Genomic DNA, 16,584 nt, shown 5'->3' with positions numbered 1-16,584 from the left:
CGGCCACGTCGTCGTCCTGGAGGAGAGGAATGCCGCGATGACCGCTCACGCGCCACGGGACCAAACTCCTCCCGACGACCACCTGCCGGTGACACCGGCCTGGAACTGTGCCACCTGTGGGGCGGAGTGGCCCTGCCCCACAAGGCGCAGCCGGCTGCTGGAGGAGTACCAGGGGAAGCCCGCCACACTCTGCGTCTATCTGGCCTCCTGCCTCGCCGTTGCGTCCGAGGACCTGCGGGGCACGCCGGTGCTGGCGCTGCAGCACCGCTTCACCGGGTGGCTGCCCCGGCAGTCGCGACGCTTCTGAAGTGGCGGGACGGGCTCCGTCCGATCGGCCGGTGGAGCCCGTCCCGCAGTTGGCGCCTCCTTTCTCGCAGGCAGTACGGTCAGGTCCGGGCTCGCACCCGGACCCTGGGCGCCGCCGGGGAGACGGACGGCTGCCGGGTCTGGTTCGGTTTCGCGGTAATGGCGGCCGGCCAGGGCGCCAGCCGGGGTCTGCGCCGGGCACTGAGATCCTCGATCCAGCCGAGCGCCAGCACGACGGCGAAGAGCAGCCCCAGTGCCACCGTCAGATACCCGACCTGCCCGATCCGCCAGGCGTCGACCAGGTCGCCGACGACGAAGCAGACGGCGATGGCCGCGTTGTGCCACAGGTAGATCGTCAGGGCGCGGCCGTTGAGGGCGCTGACCAGCCGGTCCAGCGGTCGGACCCGGGCCAGCCAGGCCATCGGCGGTGACACGCGCAGTAGCAGCAGCACGAAACCGAGCGAATAGAACGCCTGGGCCAACGGAATGTCGTTCAGGTCGAATCCGTCCTCGGCGTGGGTCAGGGTCCACCCGACTCCGATCCCGAGGCACAGGGCCGCCATGGCGATCAGCGCCGCCAGCGGGACCCGGCGCAGCCATCCGTCGCGGTGCGCGAAGCCGACGACCCAGCAGGCCCCGAAGGTCGCCAGGTCGGTGACGACCGAGTCGACGGCGCTGCCGAGCGCCGGCGGCACCGTCTGCAGCAGCACCACGGCAGCGAGCGGGAGGAGCAGGGTCGGCAGCGGCCAGCGGCGGTAGAGCCCGAGCAGTGCGGGGGAGAGCAGGACCAGCCAGAGGTAGGTGACCAGGTACCACAACACGCCGGTGACGTCCTCCGCCCAGGCGCTGCCCGGCGGCTGGGCGATCGGCACCAGCCAGGTCAACAGCGCGGGCCAGGCCGGCCGGTCGGGCCAGCCGTGCCAGATCATCACCGGTACGAGCAGCGCGCCCATCGCCCACAGGGCCGGCAGCAGCCGCCGGAGCCGGCTGTTCACGGCCTGCCCGGGCGCACGGTCCAAGGACCGCGCCATCAGCGAGCCGCCGAGCGCGAACATGACCCCCATGGCGGGGAAGGCGAAGCTCATCCAGGCGGCGCCGAACATGTGGTAGGTGATCACCCGGGCCAGAGCCAGCGCCCTCAGTGCGTCGAACCACCGGTCCCGGTCGCCTCCGGGGCGAGTCTGCTCCGGTGGCCGACCCACCTCCTCGGCATGTTTCGCAGTTTCTTCGGACGGGCGCGCCGGGCGACCGCTCGCGGGGTCGCCGGCTCGTTTCAGCTTCCGCCAGCCCAGCCTGGTGCCGGTCAGGGCGGTCACCGTGGACCGCAGCAGGACCAGATACATCAGTTGGCGGTAGGCGAACTGCTGCAACGGAAGCGCCAGCAGCGGGCCGATCCGCTCCCGGTCGAGGCGGAAGGCCACCAGCGCGGTGATCGCCTGCACGGCCAGCATCAGCGCCCACGCGACGGCGGTCTCGGTCGTGCCGAGAAAGAACAGCCCGTAGAGCGCCATCAGGTCCAGGACCGGCCCGAGCAGGGGAAGCGCCACTCCGAACAGCGCGAGCATCGGCAGGCCGAACCGGCCGAATCGGCCGGACGGGCCACGGTCGAGCACCGCACGGCGGTGCTTCCACATCGCCTGCATGGTGCCGTAGCTCCACCGGTACCGCTGGCGCCACAGCTGGGTCAGCGAGGCGGGCGCCTCGGTCCAGGCCCGGGCCCGCTTCTCGTACACCACCCGCCAGCCCGCCCGGAGAATCGCCATGGTGATGTCGGTGTCCTCGGCGAGGGTGTCGTTGCTCATCCCGCCCGCGGCGAGCAGCACCCGACGACGGAACGCGCCGATCGCCCCCGGCACGGTCGGCATGCAGCCGAGCGTCTCGTACAGCCTGCGGTCCAGGTTGAAGCCGATGACGTACTCGATGTGCTGCCACCGTCCGAGCAGACCCCGCCGGTTCGCCACCTTGACGTTGCCGGCGACCGCGCCCACCGACGGGTCCGCGAAGGGCTGCACCAGCCGGCGGACGGAATCCCGCTCGAACACGGTGTCCCCGTCGACCATCACGATGATCTCGTGGCTGGCGTGGGCGATGCCGGTGTTGAGGGCGCTCGACTTGCCGCCGTTGGGTTTGCGGATCACCCGGACGTTGCGCAGCCCCATCGCCTCCACCAGGTCGGCGGTTCCGTCGGTCGAGCCGTCGTCCACCACGATGACCTCGATCCCGCGATGGTCGCCGTTGGCCAGTGATCGCACGCTGGCGACGATTCCCGCCTGTTCGTTGTAGGCCGGCACGATGATCGACACCGGTTGGTCCAGCGGCGGGCCCCAGTACCAACGGCGGCGGCGCCAGGCGAGCCGGGGCGCGAGGACGAGCAGCAGCAGCGTCCGGGCCAGCATCAGCAGGCCGACCACCACGAACAGCACCCCGAGTCCGCTGACGAACAGATCGGCGATCCGCACCGCGAGGACGAGCGAACCCGCGCGCCAGCGTTCGAGCTCCGACACCGGCTGGTTCCCCGGGACGGCCTGGATCGCGTCGTCATCAACCTCTACCCGACCCCGGTTGACCCCGTCGCTGACGGTGGTGAACTCGTACCCGCGTGCCGCCATGGCCGGGATGAACCGCTTCAGGGCAGCGACCGTCTGGGCTCGGTCGCCACCCGCGTCGTGCAGCAGCACCACGGCGCCCTGGCCGTCCGGTGGTGTCATGTTGCGTACGATGGCGTCCACACCGGGCCGGGCCCAGTCCTGACTGTCGGTGTCGTTCACCGCTGTCAGGTAGCCGAGGCGGCCGGCCTCCTGAATCACCGACCAGGCCCCGTCGTCGATCGCGTCGGCGGTCGACGAGTAGGGAAAGCGCAGCAGGTTGGTCCGGACGCCGGCGGTGTTCATGATGGCCTTCTGGGTCTGGGTGTACTCGAGCCGCCGTTGCCAACCCGGCAGCACGCTCGCGTCCGGGTGGCTGAAGGTGTGCACGCCCAGCTCGTGTCCCTCCGCCGCGATCCGCCCGGCGAGGTGGGGGTGGCGGGCCACCTGGCTGCCAACGGTGAAGAAGGTGGCCCGGGCCCCGTACCGGTGCAGCACGTCCAGCACCCGAGGTGTCCATACCGGATCCGGGCCGTCGTCGAAGGTGAGGGCGATGGTTCGCGGAGGCATCCGGTAGGACGTCGGCTGTGCGCCGGTCGTGTCGATCACCGGGCCCCCCGAAAGGATCTCGGAGGGTACCCCGGCCTGGTCGCCCGTCTCCCGGACGTGGTCGGGGGTGAACTCGGAGTTCGCGTACGCCTCGACCAGCAGCACGCTGAGCAGGACGCAGATCAGCGCACCGTAGATCACCCAGCTCGTACGCGGCCGGAACCGGCTCCGGCCGCGCTGGGGGACCGGTGGGGCCGTTGGACGCGTCGTTGACGAGGTCATCAGACCAGGTACCTCCAGATGGATCCGGCATCGTCGGCGAGGTCCGGTGTCCGCCCGGACGGCGTTGGCGTCGGCGTGGGTGCAGATGGCGCTGGCGTCGTCGTCGCGGTGGGCCGTGGGGTCGACGGCGTCGGCGTGGGGGTCCAACCGCCGGGTGGCGTCGTCGACGGGGCCGGGTTCGGGATCGGTCCGCCGGGCGCCGGATCGGGCTCCGGTGCAGCGTCCGGCCCGGGCGGGGCCTCGCCGGTGGGTGGCCAGGCCGGGAGAGTCCCGATCGCGGCCGGGAAGGGCTCCTCCACGGGCTCGTTGCCGATCGGCGCGACAGGTGGCGCCGGCATGTCGGCCTCCCCCGGTGCGGAAGGTTGGTCGCCCGTCACCATCCGGGCTTCGCTGGCGGCGGGCGGTGGACCGGAGGCCGGGACCATCGGTCCGACCAGGACGGCCACCGCGACGAGCGGTACGTACACGAGGGCAGCGGTCGCCAGGAGTGCCGCGCAACGGTGTACCAGGCGCCGTCGTCGCCCGGTGGCATCGACGAAGACCGGGACAGAGACGGCGGAGACGGCGGGAGCCTCGTCGGCTGGGGAGGGCGACTCGCCATCCTGAATATGTGCGACCACCCGGACGAGGCTAGGAGGGCGATAGGAACCTTATGTCCACTTTGTCAACCCTCGACCGTCGCCTGATTTCGCCATCCGAACAACCGGATGAACGACGGATCAGGGGCGGCAACAAGCACGGACCCGGAACAACAGGAGTAACGATGCGTCGAAGTGACACTGAGCGCGGAATCAGAAGAACCGGATGAACAGGAGGGCAAGTCGGCAGCAGGCACACAACTCGCATTCATCGCCGATCATGCCCAACAGGGCACGATCCTCCCCGGCGGTGCGTGCGGAGGGCGCCACCGGGCTCATGGCGAACAGGATCCGCGTCGCAGGGGCCGTCCGGTGGGCCTGCCGGCGCCCGAGAGGTCACTCGGTCAGGTAGGCGGTTTCCACGAGCTGGCGGGCCGGGCGGCTGGCGCTCAGGCTCTTCGCCCGATACATCGCGGCATCGGCGCGATGCAATGCCTCGGTGAGCTGGGTCGGGCCGGTGACCGGCGCGAGCCCGACCGAGGCGGTCACCCGGATGCTGAGCCCGCCGAGCGGGATCGGGGCGGCGAGCATCTCGCAGAGCCGCCCGGTGGCGTGCTCGATCCAGCGTCGGTCCACGGTCGGGGTGGTCAGCAGGCCGGCGAACTCGTCGCCGCCGAGCCGAGCCACCAGGTTGTCGCCGGCGAACGCGGCCAGACGCTCGGCCACGCTGATCAGCACCTGATCGCCTGCGGCGTGCCCGTAGCGGTCGTTGACCTGCTTGAAGTCGTCGAGGTCGAGCACCACGGCGATCAGCGGCCGCCCGGCCGCGTCGGTGAGCAGGGTCGCCGCCAGCCGGTAGAAGGCGCGGCGGTTGGGCAGCCCGGTGAGCGGGTCGTGACTGGCGGCGTGCCGTTCCGCGGCCAGCTCGGCCTGGAGATGCTCCATCTCCGCCTCGGCCCGCAACGCGCGACGGCGCAGTTGCCAGGTGGAGAGCAGGGCCCCGGCGGCGCAGATGCCGGACGCGACACTCACCGGATCCGGCACAGGCCCTCCCATCCGCGACCGCCTGCCTCCCGCCGCGGCCGACATACCGGGACAGGTCCACGTTTTCCCTGGTGGTGGCCCAGGTCAGGTAACTCATTGTGAACGGATGCGTACCGATCACGTGCGTTATCATGCTCGCCGTCCGATGCAGATGCAATAGCAGATGCACGTGCAGCACGGTCCGATATCGACAGTTCTTCCGCGCCGTCACCGCTCCTCCCGCGGCATCGGCCGGCTTCTGAGCAAAGAGGACGCTCCACATGCAGCAACCGCCGAACGGCGTACCCGCTACCCAGCTTCCGCCGGTGAACTGGCAGAAGAGCCGTCGGAGCAACCCGAGCGGAAACTGCGTCGAGCTGGCCGAGCTGCCCGGCGGGGCCGGCATCGCGATGCGTAACTCGCGGCACCCGGAGGGGCCGGCGCTGATCTACACGGTCGACGAGATCGCCGCCTTCGTGCTCGGCGCCCGTGACGGCGACTTCGACCATCTGATCGCCTGACCGGTCGCCCCCGTCCCCGACGCGGAGCCGTCCGAGCGCCGCGACCCGCGGGTGCGCGGGAGTATCCCTCACTGTCGGTCCATGGCATGCTTACACGTCGGCCGGGCCGGGTGCCCGACCGTACGCGGAGGTCGGCACGTGACGATGGTTCCCGCCGACGGCGGCCCGACAACCGGGCCGACCGTGCTGCGCATGCTGCTCGGCTCCCAGCTTCGCCGACTGCGGGAGTCCACCGGGGTCACCCGGGAGGGTGCCGGCTGGGAGATCCGCGCCTCCGAGTCGAAGATCAGTCGGATGGAGCTGGGCCGGGTCGGTTTCAAGGAGCGCGACGTCGCCGATCTGCTCACCCTCTACGGCGTCACCGACGCCGAGGAGCGCGAGCTGCTGCTCAAGCTCGCCCGCGACGCGAACAGCCCCGGCTGGTGGCACCGCTACGGTGACGTGCTGCCCACCTGGTTCCAGTCCTACCTGGGGTTGGAGGCCGCCGCCGCGCTGATCCGCAGCTACGAGGTGCAGTTCGTCCCCGGCCTGCTGCAGACCCCCGGATACGCCCGGGCGGTGGTGCTGCTCGGGCACGGCGCGGCCACCCCCGGCGAGATCGACCGGCGGGTCGACCTGCGGATCCGGCGCCAGGAACTGCTGCGGCGGGCCGATCCGCCACAGCTCTGGGCCGTGCTGGACGAGGCGGCGCTGCGTCGGCCCATCGGCGGCGTGGCCGTGATGCGTGAGCAGTTGACCGCGCTGATCGAGGCGACCCGATCGCCGCACATCCGACTCCAGATCATCCCGTTCACCGCCGGCGGGCACGCCGCGGCCGGGGGCGCCTTCACCATCCTGCGCTTCGGCGACCAGGACCTGCCCGACATCGTCTACATCGAACAGTTGACCAGCGCGCTCTACCTCGACAAGCGGGACGACCTGGACTATTACGCGTTGGCCATGGAGCGGCTCTGCGTCGAGGCCGAGCCGCCCGAGCGGACCCCCGAGCTGCTCGAGCGCCTGCGGGACGAGCTTTACCCCGCCTGAGCGCGCATCCCGCACAACCAGCCCCGCCGCGTACGGCGCCGGCCCGTGCCGACTTTTTCGGTGTTGACCGACATCGACGTTTCCGGCTAGTCTCTGGATCGATACAGAAACTGGATCGATACAGAAGGGGGAATCGGTGAAGCCGACGCTCCAAGCCGTGGCGGACGCCGTCGGCGTCTCCCGCAGCACGGTCTCCAACGCCTACGCCCGCCCCGACCAGCTCTCGGCGGCGCTGCGGCAGCGCATCCTGGAGACCGCCAAGGCGATCGGCTACCCCGGGCCCAACCCGACCGCCCGCTCGCTGCGCCGCGGCTTCGTCGGCTCGATCGGCGTGCTCTTCACCTCGCAGCTGTCGTACGCCTTCACCGACCCGTTCGCGGTGCGCTTCCTCGCCGGGCTCAGCACGGCGGCCGAGCGGCACGGCACCAGCCTGCTGCTGGTGCCGATGCCGGGCGCGCACGCCGAGGCCCGGCAGGCCGTGGAGAACGCCGCCGTCGACGGCTTCTGCGTCTACTGTGTCGGCGACGAGGAGTGGGCTGTCGACGCCATCCGTGCTCGGGGCCTGCCCTTCGTCACCACCGCCGCACCTGTCGACGGCGGGCACGCCGAACGCTACGTCGGCATCGACGAGCGGGCCGCCGCCCGGGGGATCGCCGCGCACGTGGCGGGTCTCGGTCACCGACGGGTGGCGCTGCTCGCCGACGCTGTGCTGCCGAACCTGCCCGCCGGGCCGGTGCGACTGTCCGGAGTGGACGAGGTGCCGCATCCGACCACCCGAGGCCGGCTCGCCGGGTTCGCCGACGCGTTCGCCGCCGTCGGGGTGACCTGGCCCGAACTCACCGTCCTCAGCGCCGCCGGCAACAACCGGCCGGCCGCCGCCGCCGCGGTCGCCGGCCTGCTCGACAGCCCCGATCCACCGACGGCCGTGCTCGCCTGCTCCGACGTGCTCGCGCTCGGCGTCCTCGACGCCCTGACCGAGCGGGCCGCCTCCGGGGCGTCGTCCCTGTCGGTGACCGGTTTCGACGACATCGCCGAAGCCGCCGCGGTCGGCCTGACCACGGTGCGACAGCCGGCCGAGGAAAAGGGCCGGATCGCCGCCGAACTGCTGCTCGACCCACCCGCGGATCCCGCGGCGGGGCACGTGCTGCTGCCCACCACACTCGTCGTCCGGACCTCCACCGGACCCGTCCAGAGGAGCTGACCATGGAACAGCCCGCCGGCTTCATCTCCGCCATCGACGCGGTGCACCGACACGTCAACTCGGCCCGGCCGAACGCCCCCATCCAGGCCGAACGCCCCCGACCGGCCCGCCTCGCGCCCACCCGACTGGCCGCCGCAGGCGCCCTGCGCCGCCTCGCCGACCGGATCCAGCCCCGGCCGGCGCCGACCGTGACCCAGTGCTCCTGACCGAACCGTCCGCCGTGCCGGAGTGACCCACACCACGTCCGGAACCGATCATCCGGGCACGCACCGCGCCGTGAGGCGCGTAATCCGGCACGGCGGGTGGTGGGCCACCGCCCGCGGCAGGCACACTGGATGCCCATGTCGCCGTTCACACCCACCCTCCGACTGCACGATCGATACGTTCTGCGTGAGCGCATCGGCCTCGGCGGGATGTCCGAGGTGTGGCGCGCCGACGACGAAGTGCTCGGACGCTCCGTCGCGGTCAAGGCGCTCGTCGCGGAGTTCGGCACCGACCCGCACCTGCGGGCCACCATCCAGCGCGAGGCGCGGGCCGCCGCTCGGCTGACCCACCCGCACATCACCCAGGTCTACGACTACGGCGAGGCGACGCTGCCCGACGGCGAGGTCGTGCCGTACCTGGTGATGGAGCTGGTGGAGGGGCGCAACCTGGCCGACCGCCTCACCGGCGGCCCCCTCGCCTGGCCCGACGCGGTCCGGGTGGCCGGGCAGGTCGCCGCCGCGCTCGCCGCCGCCCACCGGATCGGGGTGGTGCACCGCGACATCAAGCCGGGCAACGTGATGCTCACCGAGACCGGCGCGAAAGTGCTCGACTTCGGCATCGCCGCGCTCGCCGGGCCGCACCACCCGCTCGCCGGCCAGACCGGCGAGCTGCTGATGGGAACCCCGGCGTACTTCGCCCCCGAGCGGCTCGCCGCCGGGCCGCCCGACCCGGCCAGTGACATCTACGCCCTCGGCGCGCTGCTCTACCGCACGCTCGCCGGGCGCGCCCCGCTGCCCGTGCAGACCTGGGAGGACGCGCTGGAGGTGCGGGAGCGGCGTACCCCCGTGCCACCGCTGCGGATCCCCGGCCTGCCGGCCGACATCGCCGACCTCACCCTCGCCTGTCTGGCCACCGACCCGGCCCGGCGGCCGACCGCGGCGCAGCTCGCCAGCCGGCTCGGCGCCGGCCCGCCGGCCGACCCGCCCACCGCGATCCTGCCCACCCTGCCGGCCGGGCGGGCGGCCGTCGCACCCGTGTCCCCGCCCGCCGGACGCACGATCGGCGCGTCCGCGCACCCGCCCACCCTGATCGACCGCACACCCGTCACGCCGCGTCCGGCCGCCGCCGCGCCAGAGCGCCCGACCCGACGGTCCCGGGGCCCGCTCGTCGCCCTCGTGGCGGCCGGCCTCGCGCTCCTGCTCGGCCTCGGCGCGGCGCTCACCCTCGGCGACGACGACCCACGGACCCCGCAGGTGGCCGGCCCGACGAGCGCTGCACCGCAGGCGCCGGTGACCGCCGACAGCCCGGAATCCGTGCCGCCGTCGAGCACGGCACCGGCGCCGACCACCGCCGCGCCCGCCCCGGTCGGGCTGCGTCAAATGGCCGCCGAGTTCGCCGCGATCCTGGCCCAGGCCCAGATGCGGGGCGAGATCGACCGACGGGCCGTCGAGGACCTGCGCGACGAGCTGGCCGACCTCGGCCGGGGCAAGCCGAAGGACCGGGCCAAGCGGGTCGACGACCTGCGGGAGCGGATCGCCGAGCAGGTCGAGCGGCGACAGCTCTCGGACGACACCGCGGACCGCCTCAACGCCCTGCTCGACCGGCTCGACGTGCCCGGCGACCGCGACGACTGACCTGGCCGGGCCGTCGACGGGTCCGATGCCACGTGGCCGCTCAGTCGAGGACGGCCCGCACGGTCTCGCCTGCCGCGCTGCCCGCCCGGGCCGCCAACGCCGCCTGCGGCGTCCAGATCGCGGACCGGCCGGCCGTCTCGGCGTAGCCGCCACCGGTCGGCCCGGCGAAGCTGGCCACCGCCACCCACACCCCGTGTTCGGTGGCGATCCGCCGCGCTCGCTCGTCCGGCACCGCGGCATCCTGTGCCGCCTCGACCACGCCCGCCAGGTAGGCGTCGATGCCGAGCGCCGCCGTAGCGGCGGCGTGCTCCGGCACGCCGGTGTCCTTGCAGACGGCCAGCCCCAACCGCCAGCCGTCGACGTCGAGCACCGCGGGCCGGTCGCCCGCGACGAAGCGGCGGCCCTCGTCCCCGCCGAGGCACATTTTCCGGTACGCCACCGCGGCCCCGTCGCCGTCGACCGCGAGCACCCCGATGTGCTCCCCGGGCACCGGCGCGCCGGCCAGCGCCAGCGTCCCGGTCTCGGCGCAGGCCTCGACCAGCGGCGCCAACCGGGGATCGTCCGCCGCGACGACGGCGGCATCCAGCTCGTACCCGGTCAACGACAGCTCCGGAAAGACCACCACCCGGGCGCCCGCCGCCCGGACCGCGGCGGCGTGCGTCTCCGCGTTCGCCGCGACGTCCTTCGGTACGCAGGGCGGTTGCGCCACCGCGAGCCGCAGCGGGGTGCGGTTTTCCGCACCCCTGCGGGTGTGGTCCCGCCGACCGGTCGGGGGGCCGGCCTCATGGTGGCCTCTCAGGATCGGTTCGTAGCGTGGGGGCATGATTCGAACCTCGCACGTCCTGCTCGCCACCGGAAGCCTCGCGGCGGACGCCGAGCCACCTCAGGATGGACTGGTCGGCTACGTCACGGACCTGGTGGAACGGCTCGGCGGCCCGGGCGCCGGACTGGCGGTGGCGTTGGAGAACCTCTTCCCGCCGATCCCGAGCGAGGTGATCCTGCCGCTCGCCGGCTTCGTCGCCGGCCAGGGGCGGATGAGTGTGATCGGGGCGATCTTCTGGACGACGCTCGGCTCGCTGGTGGGCGCCCTCGCCCTCTACTGGATCGGTGCGGCGCTCGGCCGGGACCGGATCCGGGCGATCGCCGCGCGGCTGCCCCTGGTGAAGCTCAGCGACGTGGACCGGACCGAGGCGTGGTTCCTCCGGCACGGCGTCAAGGCGGTCTTCTTCGGCCGCATGATCCCGATCTTCCGGAGTCTGATCTCCATCCCGGCGGGTGTCGAGCGCATGTCGGTCGCCACCTTCGCGCTCTACACGACGCTGGGCAGCCTGATCTGGAACACCACCTTCGTGCTCGCCGGATACCTGCTCGGCGACAACTGGCACCTGGTCGAGGGCTACGTCGGCGTCCTGCAGAACATCGTCATCGTGGTCTGCGTGGCGGCGGTCGGCTGGTTCGTGGTGTCCCGGGTGCTCCGCGCCCGGCGGGCCGCCCGCAACCCCGAGGAGCCGGCCGCGCCCAACCCGGCCGGGCCGTCGTTCGGCGTGCCCGATCCCGGCGGACGCGGCACCATCTACCGCAGTGGCTCCTGGGGCGCCGACGAGCGGACCGGCGGCGGGGCGCGCTGACCGTGCCGAGCGGACGGGTCGTCCTCGGTGTCGCCGCAGGCGTCCTGACCGCGGTCGGGGAGCTGCTCTTCCTGCTGGCCGCGGCGGTCGTCGCCGCCGGGTCCGCGCCGGTACCGGCGGCCCGCCGCCGGGTTGCGGCGGCGATCCCGCGGTACGCGGTGACGCTGCTCCGGTGGGAACGCCGCAGGCTGGCCGGGCTGCTCGCCGCGGGCGACGAGGTGCCGCCGGTGCGTACCGTCGGCGGGCGGGAGGTCGGCTATCTCGTGGCCCGGCTGCTGCCCGGAGCGCTGGGCGGGCTGGCGTTCGCGGTGCTCGCCGTCGGGACGGTGCTGGCCTCGATCGTGGTGCGCGCCGCGGTACGCGGTGAGCTGACCGTGACCGACACCCTGCTGCAACTCGTCGTCGGCGCGGTGCTGCTGCTGCTCAACGTGCAGGCCATCGCCAGCGTCGGCGCGCTCGACGTCCGGCTGGCCCGGCGACTGCTCAACCCCGACTCGCGCGCCGCGCTGCAGGCGCGGGTCCGCGAGCTGACCACCAGCCGGGCCGGGGCGATCGCCGCGGTGGACGCCGAACGCCAGCGCATCGAACGGGACCTGCACGACGGGCTGCAACAGCGACTCGTCGCGCTCGGCATGTTGCTCGGCCGGGCCCGGCGTAGCCGGGACGCCGAGCGGACGTCCGCCCTCATCGCGCAGGCCCACGAGGACGTCCAGCGGGCGGTGCAGGAGCTGCGGGAGGTGGCCTGGCGGGTCTACCCGTCGGCGCTCGACGACAGCGACCTGGGTGAGGTGCTCGGGATGGTCGCGCAGCGCTCGACCGTTCCGGTGCGGATCCGCTACGACCTGGCGGTACGCCCCGATCGGCAGATCGAGACGGTGCTCTACTTCGTGGCCTGCGAGGCGCTCACCAACGCCGCGAAACACGCCGCCGCTACCCTGGTCACCATCGACGTCGACGTACGGGAGGGGCGGGTCCGGATGCGCGTGCGCGACGACGGCGCGGGCGGGGCGGACCCCTCCGGGCGGGGCCTGTCCGGGCTGGCCCGCCGGGTGGCCGCTCTCGACGGGCAGTTGCGGGTGCAGAGCCCCACCGGCGGCCCGACCACCGTGCTGGCGGAACTGCCGTGCGGATAGTCCTCGCCGAGGATTCGACGTTGCTGCGCGAGGGTCTGGTCCGGCTGCTCGCCGAGGAGGGCCACCACGTCGTCGCTGCGGTCGGCACCGCCGACGAACTGGTCGCCGCCGTCGACCAGGAACATCCCGACGTCGTCGTCACGGACGTCCGGATGCCGCCCACCCACACCGACGACGGTCTGCGCGCCGCGCTGGAGATCCGCCGACGCCGGCCCACCACCGGGGTTCTCGTGCTCTCCCAGTACGTCGAGAAGCGGTACGCCGCCCGGCTGCTGGCCGACCGTCCCGAGGGCGTCGGCTACCTGCTCAAGGACCGGGTCGCCCAGGTGGACGACTTCCTCGACGCACTGGACCGGGTGGCCGCCGGAGCGACCGCGCTCGACCCCGAGGTGGTCCGTCAGGTGGTGGCCGGCTCGGACCGCGCCGACCCGCTCACCCGACTGACACCGCGCGAACAGGACGTCCTGCACCACATGGCCCAGGGCCACACCAACGCCGCGATCGCCGAACGACTGCACGTGTCGCTGAGCGCGGTGGAAAAGCACGTCAACGCCATCTTCGACAAGCTCGACCTGTCCGGCGCGGTCGGCTACAGCCGACGCGTCCTGGCCATCCTCCGCTACCTGGGCAGCTGACCGACCACGCGCCCCGGATTCGCCCCGAACGTCGGACCCTGCGCCCCACGCGCCTTGGATCCCGCGCGTCCACTCCGCGTCCGGACCCTGCGCCCCGGGGCGCGGAGTCCGCGCCATGCCTGGACCGTGCGCCGGGCTCCGCGCCTGGACCCTGCGCCAGGCTCCGCGCCGGGTTCCGCGTCCGGGCCCTGCGCCGGGTTCCGCGTCCGGACCCTGCGCCGGATCCGCGCTGGACCCCTCGCCGGATCCCGCCCCTCGGCCCCGCCGACCCGCCGTCGCCGCCGTCCATGGGGCCCGCGGCGGCGGCCTTCCGCCATGTCGCCGGCATGGCGGTGTTCCGGCCGCGTGGATACCGCCATGTCGGCGATCTGGAGTGGATCAGGCGGGTTGTCGGGGTTGGTCGACTCGAGTTCCGTGAAGTCGGGGTGTCCCTCGGCTCCATCTCCCCGACTTCACAGATCTCGAGTCGATCATTCGACCGTCGGCGGCTTCGGCCGGTGATCCATGAGGACGGGGGCCGGCTGTGCAGGTCCAGAGGCTTGCTTGCCGGCGCGTTTGGGGTGATTGTCCGGTCCGATCCGTCCGGGTGGGTACGCCGATGCCGGTCGGCTGGGTGGGTGTGGGTGGTTTGGGGTGTGACCGGTGGCATCCCGGGGCCGGAATGGCGGGCGGCCGGGCGTCGTTGAATACCCCCGACGGCCGAGGTAGCAGCCCGTTCGGTCGGCCGGTTCATCCGGTCGCTGACGGTGGCCCGGCGCCCCGGGAATGATGGCGGGCAGCCGGTCGTTACACCTGGACCCGGCCGACGAGCCGACCCCGGAATGATGGTGGGCCGCCGGTCGTTACACCTGGACCCGGCACCGTGAGGCCCCCGCCCCGGACGTCGGATCCCCTGGTCGATGAGCCCCTGACGTGTGGCCCGGCCTTGAAGACTTCCCCCTTGATTCATGAGCGCCTTGTCGAGGTGCCGCACACCCACGCACGTATGCCGACCTCTGTCGGCGGTGGGTGTCTACCCCCGAATTGGAGCTTCCCGATGAACACGATCATGCGTAAGAGCGTTCTGAGTGTTGCTGGTCTGGCTTTCGCCGGTGGGATCTTCGCCGGCCCCGTCGCCGCCCACGCCGCCGCGCCGGCCGTGGACGCCAAGCCCGTAGCCGTGGTGCAGGTCGACAAGCCGGGTGTGGACACCGCCAAGCTGATCCCGCACGGCACCCAGGGCACCCAGTCGCACATCGACCTCAACGACGAGCAGACCGCCAACGTCAAGGCGATCATCGCCGCGACGAAGAAGTCGGGTCTGGACGAGCGGGCTGCGGTCATCTCGATCGCGACGAGCCTGCAGGAGTCGAAGCTGGAGAACCTGGGCCACCTCGGCGACATGAATGATCATGACTCGCTGGGTCTGTTCCAGCAGCGCCCGTCCTCGGGTTGGGGTACGCCGGAGCAGATCACGGATCCTGAGTACTCGACGATGGCGTTCCAGAAGGGTCTCAAGCAGGTCGACGGGTGGCAGGACATGCCGCTGACCGACGCCGCCCAGACGGTGCAGGTGTCGGCCTACCCGGACGCCTACGCCCAGTGGGAGCAGCAGGCCGCCGACCTCGTCGCCCAGCACTGGAACAGCTGACACAGCACGATCTGACCGCTGGCCGGCACCCGTATCGGGTGCCGGCCAGCGGCGTATCCCGAACACTTCGGCCGGCACCCCACCCGGGGTCGCCGGCCGGCGTCATATCCCGGTCACATCCGCCGGCACCCCACCCGGGTGCCGGCCAGGAGCGCCTCCAGAGCGGTGTTGGGCCGGCAGCCCGATTCGGGTGTCGGCCAGGAGTCCCGTGGTGACGGCACCCTATTGTCGGCATCCGGCGGCCGGCGGATCGGGCGCCTCTCGCCACCGGCCGCAGGCCCGCCCGGCGGACCTCTGGGCGGGACTTCCTGATCGCGGTTGCCGAACGAGCTGCACTCGGACGGCGACACGACCCCGGCCCGGGCCTGCCTGGCCTCGCGGAGGCGAGATCTTGGACAGTTTCCGTTAGGACCTAACGGAAACTGTCCAAGATCTCGGGCTATGGAGAGCTCACCCGGGGGCGAGGGCGGGGTGGCTCCGGCCGACCGCAGGCGGGGGACCCGCAAGCGGCGGACCCGCAAGCGGCGGACCTGCGGGCGGCGGACGCGCAGGGCGGCGGACCGGTGGGCGGCGGACCGGCGGACGCGCGGGCGGCGGATCGGTGGACCTGCGGGCGGCGGACGTGCAGGGCGGTGGACCGGTGGGTGGCGGACCGGCGGACGCGCGGGCGGCGGATCGGTGGACCTGCGGGCGGCGGACAAGCGGGCGGGTCGCTGTGGTGCGGCGCCAAGGGGTCGCGCGGGGCGAGTCGAGGTGGTCGACGCCGGCACCCGGCACGCGCTGTGGACGGGCGTCGGCACACCGAGCGGATCGTCGCGGCCATCAACCGGGGGCGGTGGGGGATGGTAGCGGCGGCGGACGGTGAGTGGTCGGGGATGTGAAGAAGCGGGGTGGGAATGGTCGCGGGCGTGGGTAGGTTGTACGGGGTGTCGGTGTGTCCTGTGTCCCCGGGCCTCACCTGATAATTGCCGTCGCGGACTACCGTTCGGCTGGAGCCGCGTTCGTGCCACTCGCCGCGAGGCGACCTGCACACCGACACCCCAGTGCCGCCCCCGGCCACCCGGCCGGGGGCGGCACTGTCTTCGGGCCGCCAGGGACAGCTGAAGTCCCGGCAGAGAACACGTGAAGTCCCGGCAGGGAGACGTGAAGTTCCCGGGGGAGAATGCCGGGATGAGCGTGGACGTGGCGTGGTCGGAGCAGCCGGGCGTGGTCATGCTGCCGAGCGGGGCCCCGGTGCGCGGGCGCCGGATCGCCGACGTGGCGTCGCCGGCCGATTTCGCCCTGCTGTTGGCAGATGGTCCGGCGCCGGCGTGGGCGCACCGGCGGATCCGGTGGCCGGACTTCTGGGTGCCGCTGGACCGGGCCGACGCGTTGGACGCCCTACGGGAGGGGCTGCGCCGGGCGCATGCCGGCGAGCGGGTGGAGGTGGCGTGCCGAGGCGGCCAGGGCCGTACCGGTACGGCCCTGGCCGCGCTCGCGGTGCTGGACGGTCTGCCCGCCGAGCGGGCGGTGGATTGGGTACGCGCCAGCTATCGGCCGCGGGCCGTGGAGACCCCCTGGCAACGGCGCTGGTTGCGCCGGCTGGGTTGACGGCGCCCAGCGCCCGGGTTCAGTGGCTGCCCACCCAGGAGCGCGAAACCGAAAGGCCG

Annotated in this window: 14 protein-coding genes; 11 read left to right on the top strand and 3 right to left on the bottom strand. The window is 72.8% G+C overall.

Features of this window, described 5'->3' with window-relative positions; translation table 11 throughout:
- Positions 1–37: 37 nt before the first annotated feature.
- Complete coding sequence (locus ACIP9D_RS28755) at positions 38–307, top strand: hypothetical protein (protein ID WP_350874691.1); 270 nt, start codon at positions 38–40, stop codon at positions 305–307.
- A gap of 79 nt (positions 308–386) precedes the next feature.
- Here the strand turns inward: ACIP9D_RS28755 and ACIP9D_RS28750 are convergent, their stop codons facing one another.
- Complete coding sequence (locus tag ACIP9D_RS28750; RefSeq protein WP_400451272.1) at positions 387–3,722, bottom strand: glycosyltransferase; 3,336 nt, start codon at positions 3,720–3,722, stop codon at positions 387–389.
- Between the two features lie 974 nt (positions 3,723–4,696).
- The gene (locus tag ACIP9D_RS28745) at positions 4,697–5,344 is read right to left on the bottom strand and encodes a GGDEF domain-containing protein (protein WP_350874781.1); all 648 of its coding nucleotides are present in this window, start codon (positions 5,342–5,344) and stop codon (positions 4,697–4,699) included.
- Between the two features lie 260 nt (positions 5,345–5,604).
- On the opposite strand from ACIP9D_RS28745, the gene ACIP9D_RS28740 reads away from it, so the two are divergent.
- The 5 genes from ACIP9D_RS28740 (at position 5,605) to ACIP9D_RS28720 (ending at position 9,909) form a co-directional block, all read left to right on the top strand.
- On the top strand, positions 5,605–5,844 hold the full coding sequence (locus ACIP9D_RS28740; protein ID WP_350874693.1) for a DUF397 domain-containing protein: 240 nt from the start codon (positions 5,605–5,607) through the stop codon (positions 5,842–5,844).
- Positions 5,845–5,988: 144 nt separating this feature from the next.
- Positions 5,989–6,870, top strand: a complete 882-nt coding sequence (locus ACIP9D_RS28735; protein WP_400451305.1) for a helix-turn-helix domain-containing protein — start codon at positions 5,989–5,991, stop codon at positions 6,868–6,870.
- Between the two features lie 136 nt (positions 6,871–7,006).
- Positions 7,007–8,071, top strand: a complete 1,065-nt coding sequence (locus ACIP9D_RS28730; RefSeq protein ID WP_350874696.1) for a LacI family DNA-binding transcriptional regulator — start codon at positions 7,007–7,009, stop codon at positions 8,069–8,071.
- Between the two features lie 2 nt (positions 8,072–8,073).
- Positions 8,074–8,277 (top strand): hypothetical protein, encoded by a 204-nt coding sequence (locus tag ACIP9D_RS28725; protein WP_350874697.1) that lies wholly within the window; start codon positions 8,074–8,076, stop codon positions 8,275–8,277.
- Between the two features lie 135 nt (positions 8,278–8,412).
- Positions 8,413–9,909 carry a protein kinase domain-containing protein gene (locus tag ACIP9D_RS28720; RefSeq protein ID WP_350874698.1) on the top strand — a complete coding sequence of 499 codons (1,497 nt, stop codon included), beginning with the start codon at positions 8,413–8,415 and terminating at the stop codon, positions 9,907–9,909.
- A 40-nt stretch (positions 9,910–9,949) separates the two neighbouring features.
- Here ACIP9D_RS28720 and ACIP9D_RS28715 read toward each other — a convergent pair whose 3' ends face one another.
- On the bottom strand, positions 9,950–10,630 hold the full coding sequence (locus tag ACIP9D_RS28715; RefSeq protein ID WP_350874783.1) for a carbon-nitrogen hydrolase family protein: 681 nt from the start codon (positions 10,628–10,630) through the stop codon (positions 9,950–9,952).
- Between the two features lie 100 nt (positions 10,631–10,730).
- Between ACIP9D_RS28715 and ACIP9D_RS28710 the strand changes: the two genes are divergently transcribed.
- The 5 genes from ACIP9D_RS28710 to ACIP9D_RS28690 all read left to right on the top strand — a co-directional run bounded on the left by ACIP9D_RS28710 (position 10,731) and on the right by ACIP9D_RS28690 (position 16,525).
- Complete coding sequence (locus ACIP9D_RS28710) at positions 10,731–11,537, top strand: DedA family protein (protein ID WP_350874699.1); 807 nt, start codon at positions 10,731–10,733, stop codon at positions 11,535–11,537.
- 2 nt (positions 11,538–11,539) lie between these two features.
- Positions 11,540–12,670, top strand: a complete 1,131-nt coding sequence (locus tag ACIP9D_RS28705) for a histidine kinase (protein WP_350874701.1) — start codon at positions 11,540–11,542, stop codon at positions 12,668–12,670.
- On the top strand, positions 12,661–13,305 hold the full coding sequence (locus ACIP9D_RS28700) for a response regulator transcription factor (RefSeq protein ID WP_350874703.1): 645 nt from the start codon (positions 12,661–12,663) through the stop codon (positions 13,303–13,305). The genes ACIP9D_RS28705 and ACIP9D_RS28700 overlap by 10 nt, the downstream gene beginning before the upstream one ends.
- A gap of 1,036 nt (positions 13,306–14,341) precedes the next feature.
- Positions 14,342–14,935, top strand: coding sequence for a hypothetical protein (locus tag ACIP9D_RS28695; RefSeq protein ID WP_350874704.1), 594 nt, complete (start codon positions 14,342–14,344; stop codon positions 14,933–14,935).
- A 1,170-nt stretch (positions 14,936–16,105) separates the two neighbouring features.
- Positions 16,106–16,525: a protein-tyrosine phosphatase family protein gene (locus ACIP9D_RS28690; RefSeq protein ID WP_350874705.1), complete on the top strand. Its 420-nt coding sequence runs from the start codon at positions 16,106–16,108 to the stop codon at positions 16,523–16,525.
- The last annotated feature ends 59 nt before the right edge of the window (positions 16,526–16,584 follow it).

The sequence above is a fragment of the Micromonospora sp. NPDC093243 genome (genome assembly GCF_044753725.1).
Classification (GTDB): Bacteria; Actinomycetota; Actinomycetes; order Mycobacteriales; family Micromonosporaceae; genus Micromonospora.
This window is presented reverse-complemented; position numbering and strand designations above follow the sequence as displayed.

Coding starts and splice junctions, on each gene's coding strand:
- ACIP9D_RS28755 (WP_350874691.1), top strand. CDS start 38: ATGACCGCTCACGCGCCACGGGACCAAACTCCTCCCGACGACCACCTG.
- ACIP9D_RS28750 (WP_400451272.1), bottom strand. CDS start 3,722: ATGACCTCGTCAACGACGCGTCCAACGGCCCCACCGGTCCCCCAGCGC.
- ACIP9D_RS28740 (WP_350874693.1), top strand. CDS start 5,605: ATGCAGCAACCGCCGAACGGCGTACCCGCTACCCAGCTTCCGCCGGTG.
- ACIP9D_RS28735 (WP_400451305.1), top strand. CDS start 5,989: ATGGTTCCCGCCGACGGCGGCCCGACAACCGGGCCGACCGTGCTGCGC.
- ACIP9D_RS28725 (WP_350874697.1), top strand. CDS start 8,074: ATGGAACAGCCCGCCGGCTTCATCTCCGCCATCGACGCGGTGCACCGA.
- ACIP9D_RS28720 (WP_350874698.1), top strand. CDS start 8,413: ATGTCGCCGTTCACACCCACCCTCCGACTGCACGATCGATACGTTCTG.
- ACIP9D_RS28710 (WP_350874699.1), top strand. CDS start 10,731: ATGATTCGAACCTCGCACGTCCTGCTCGCCACCGGAAGCCTCGCGGCG.
- ACIP9D_RS28695 (WP_350874704.1), top strand. CDS start 14,342: ATGAACACGATCATGCGTAAGAGCGTTCTGAGTGTTGCTGGTCTGGCT.
- ACIP9D_RS28690 (WP_350874705.1), top strand. CDS start 16,106: ATGAGCGTGGACGTGGCGTGGTCGGAGCAGCCGGGCGTGGTCATGCTG.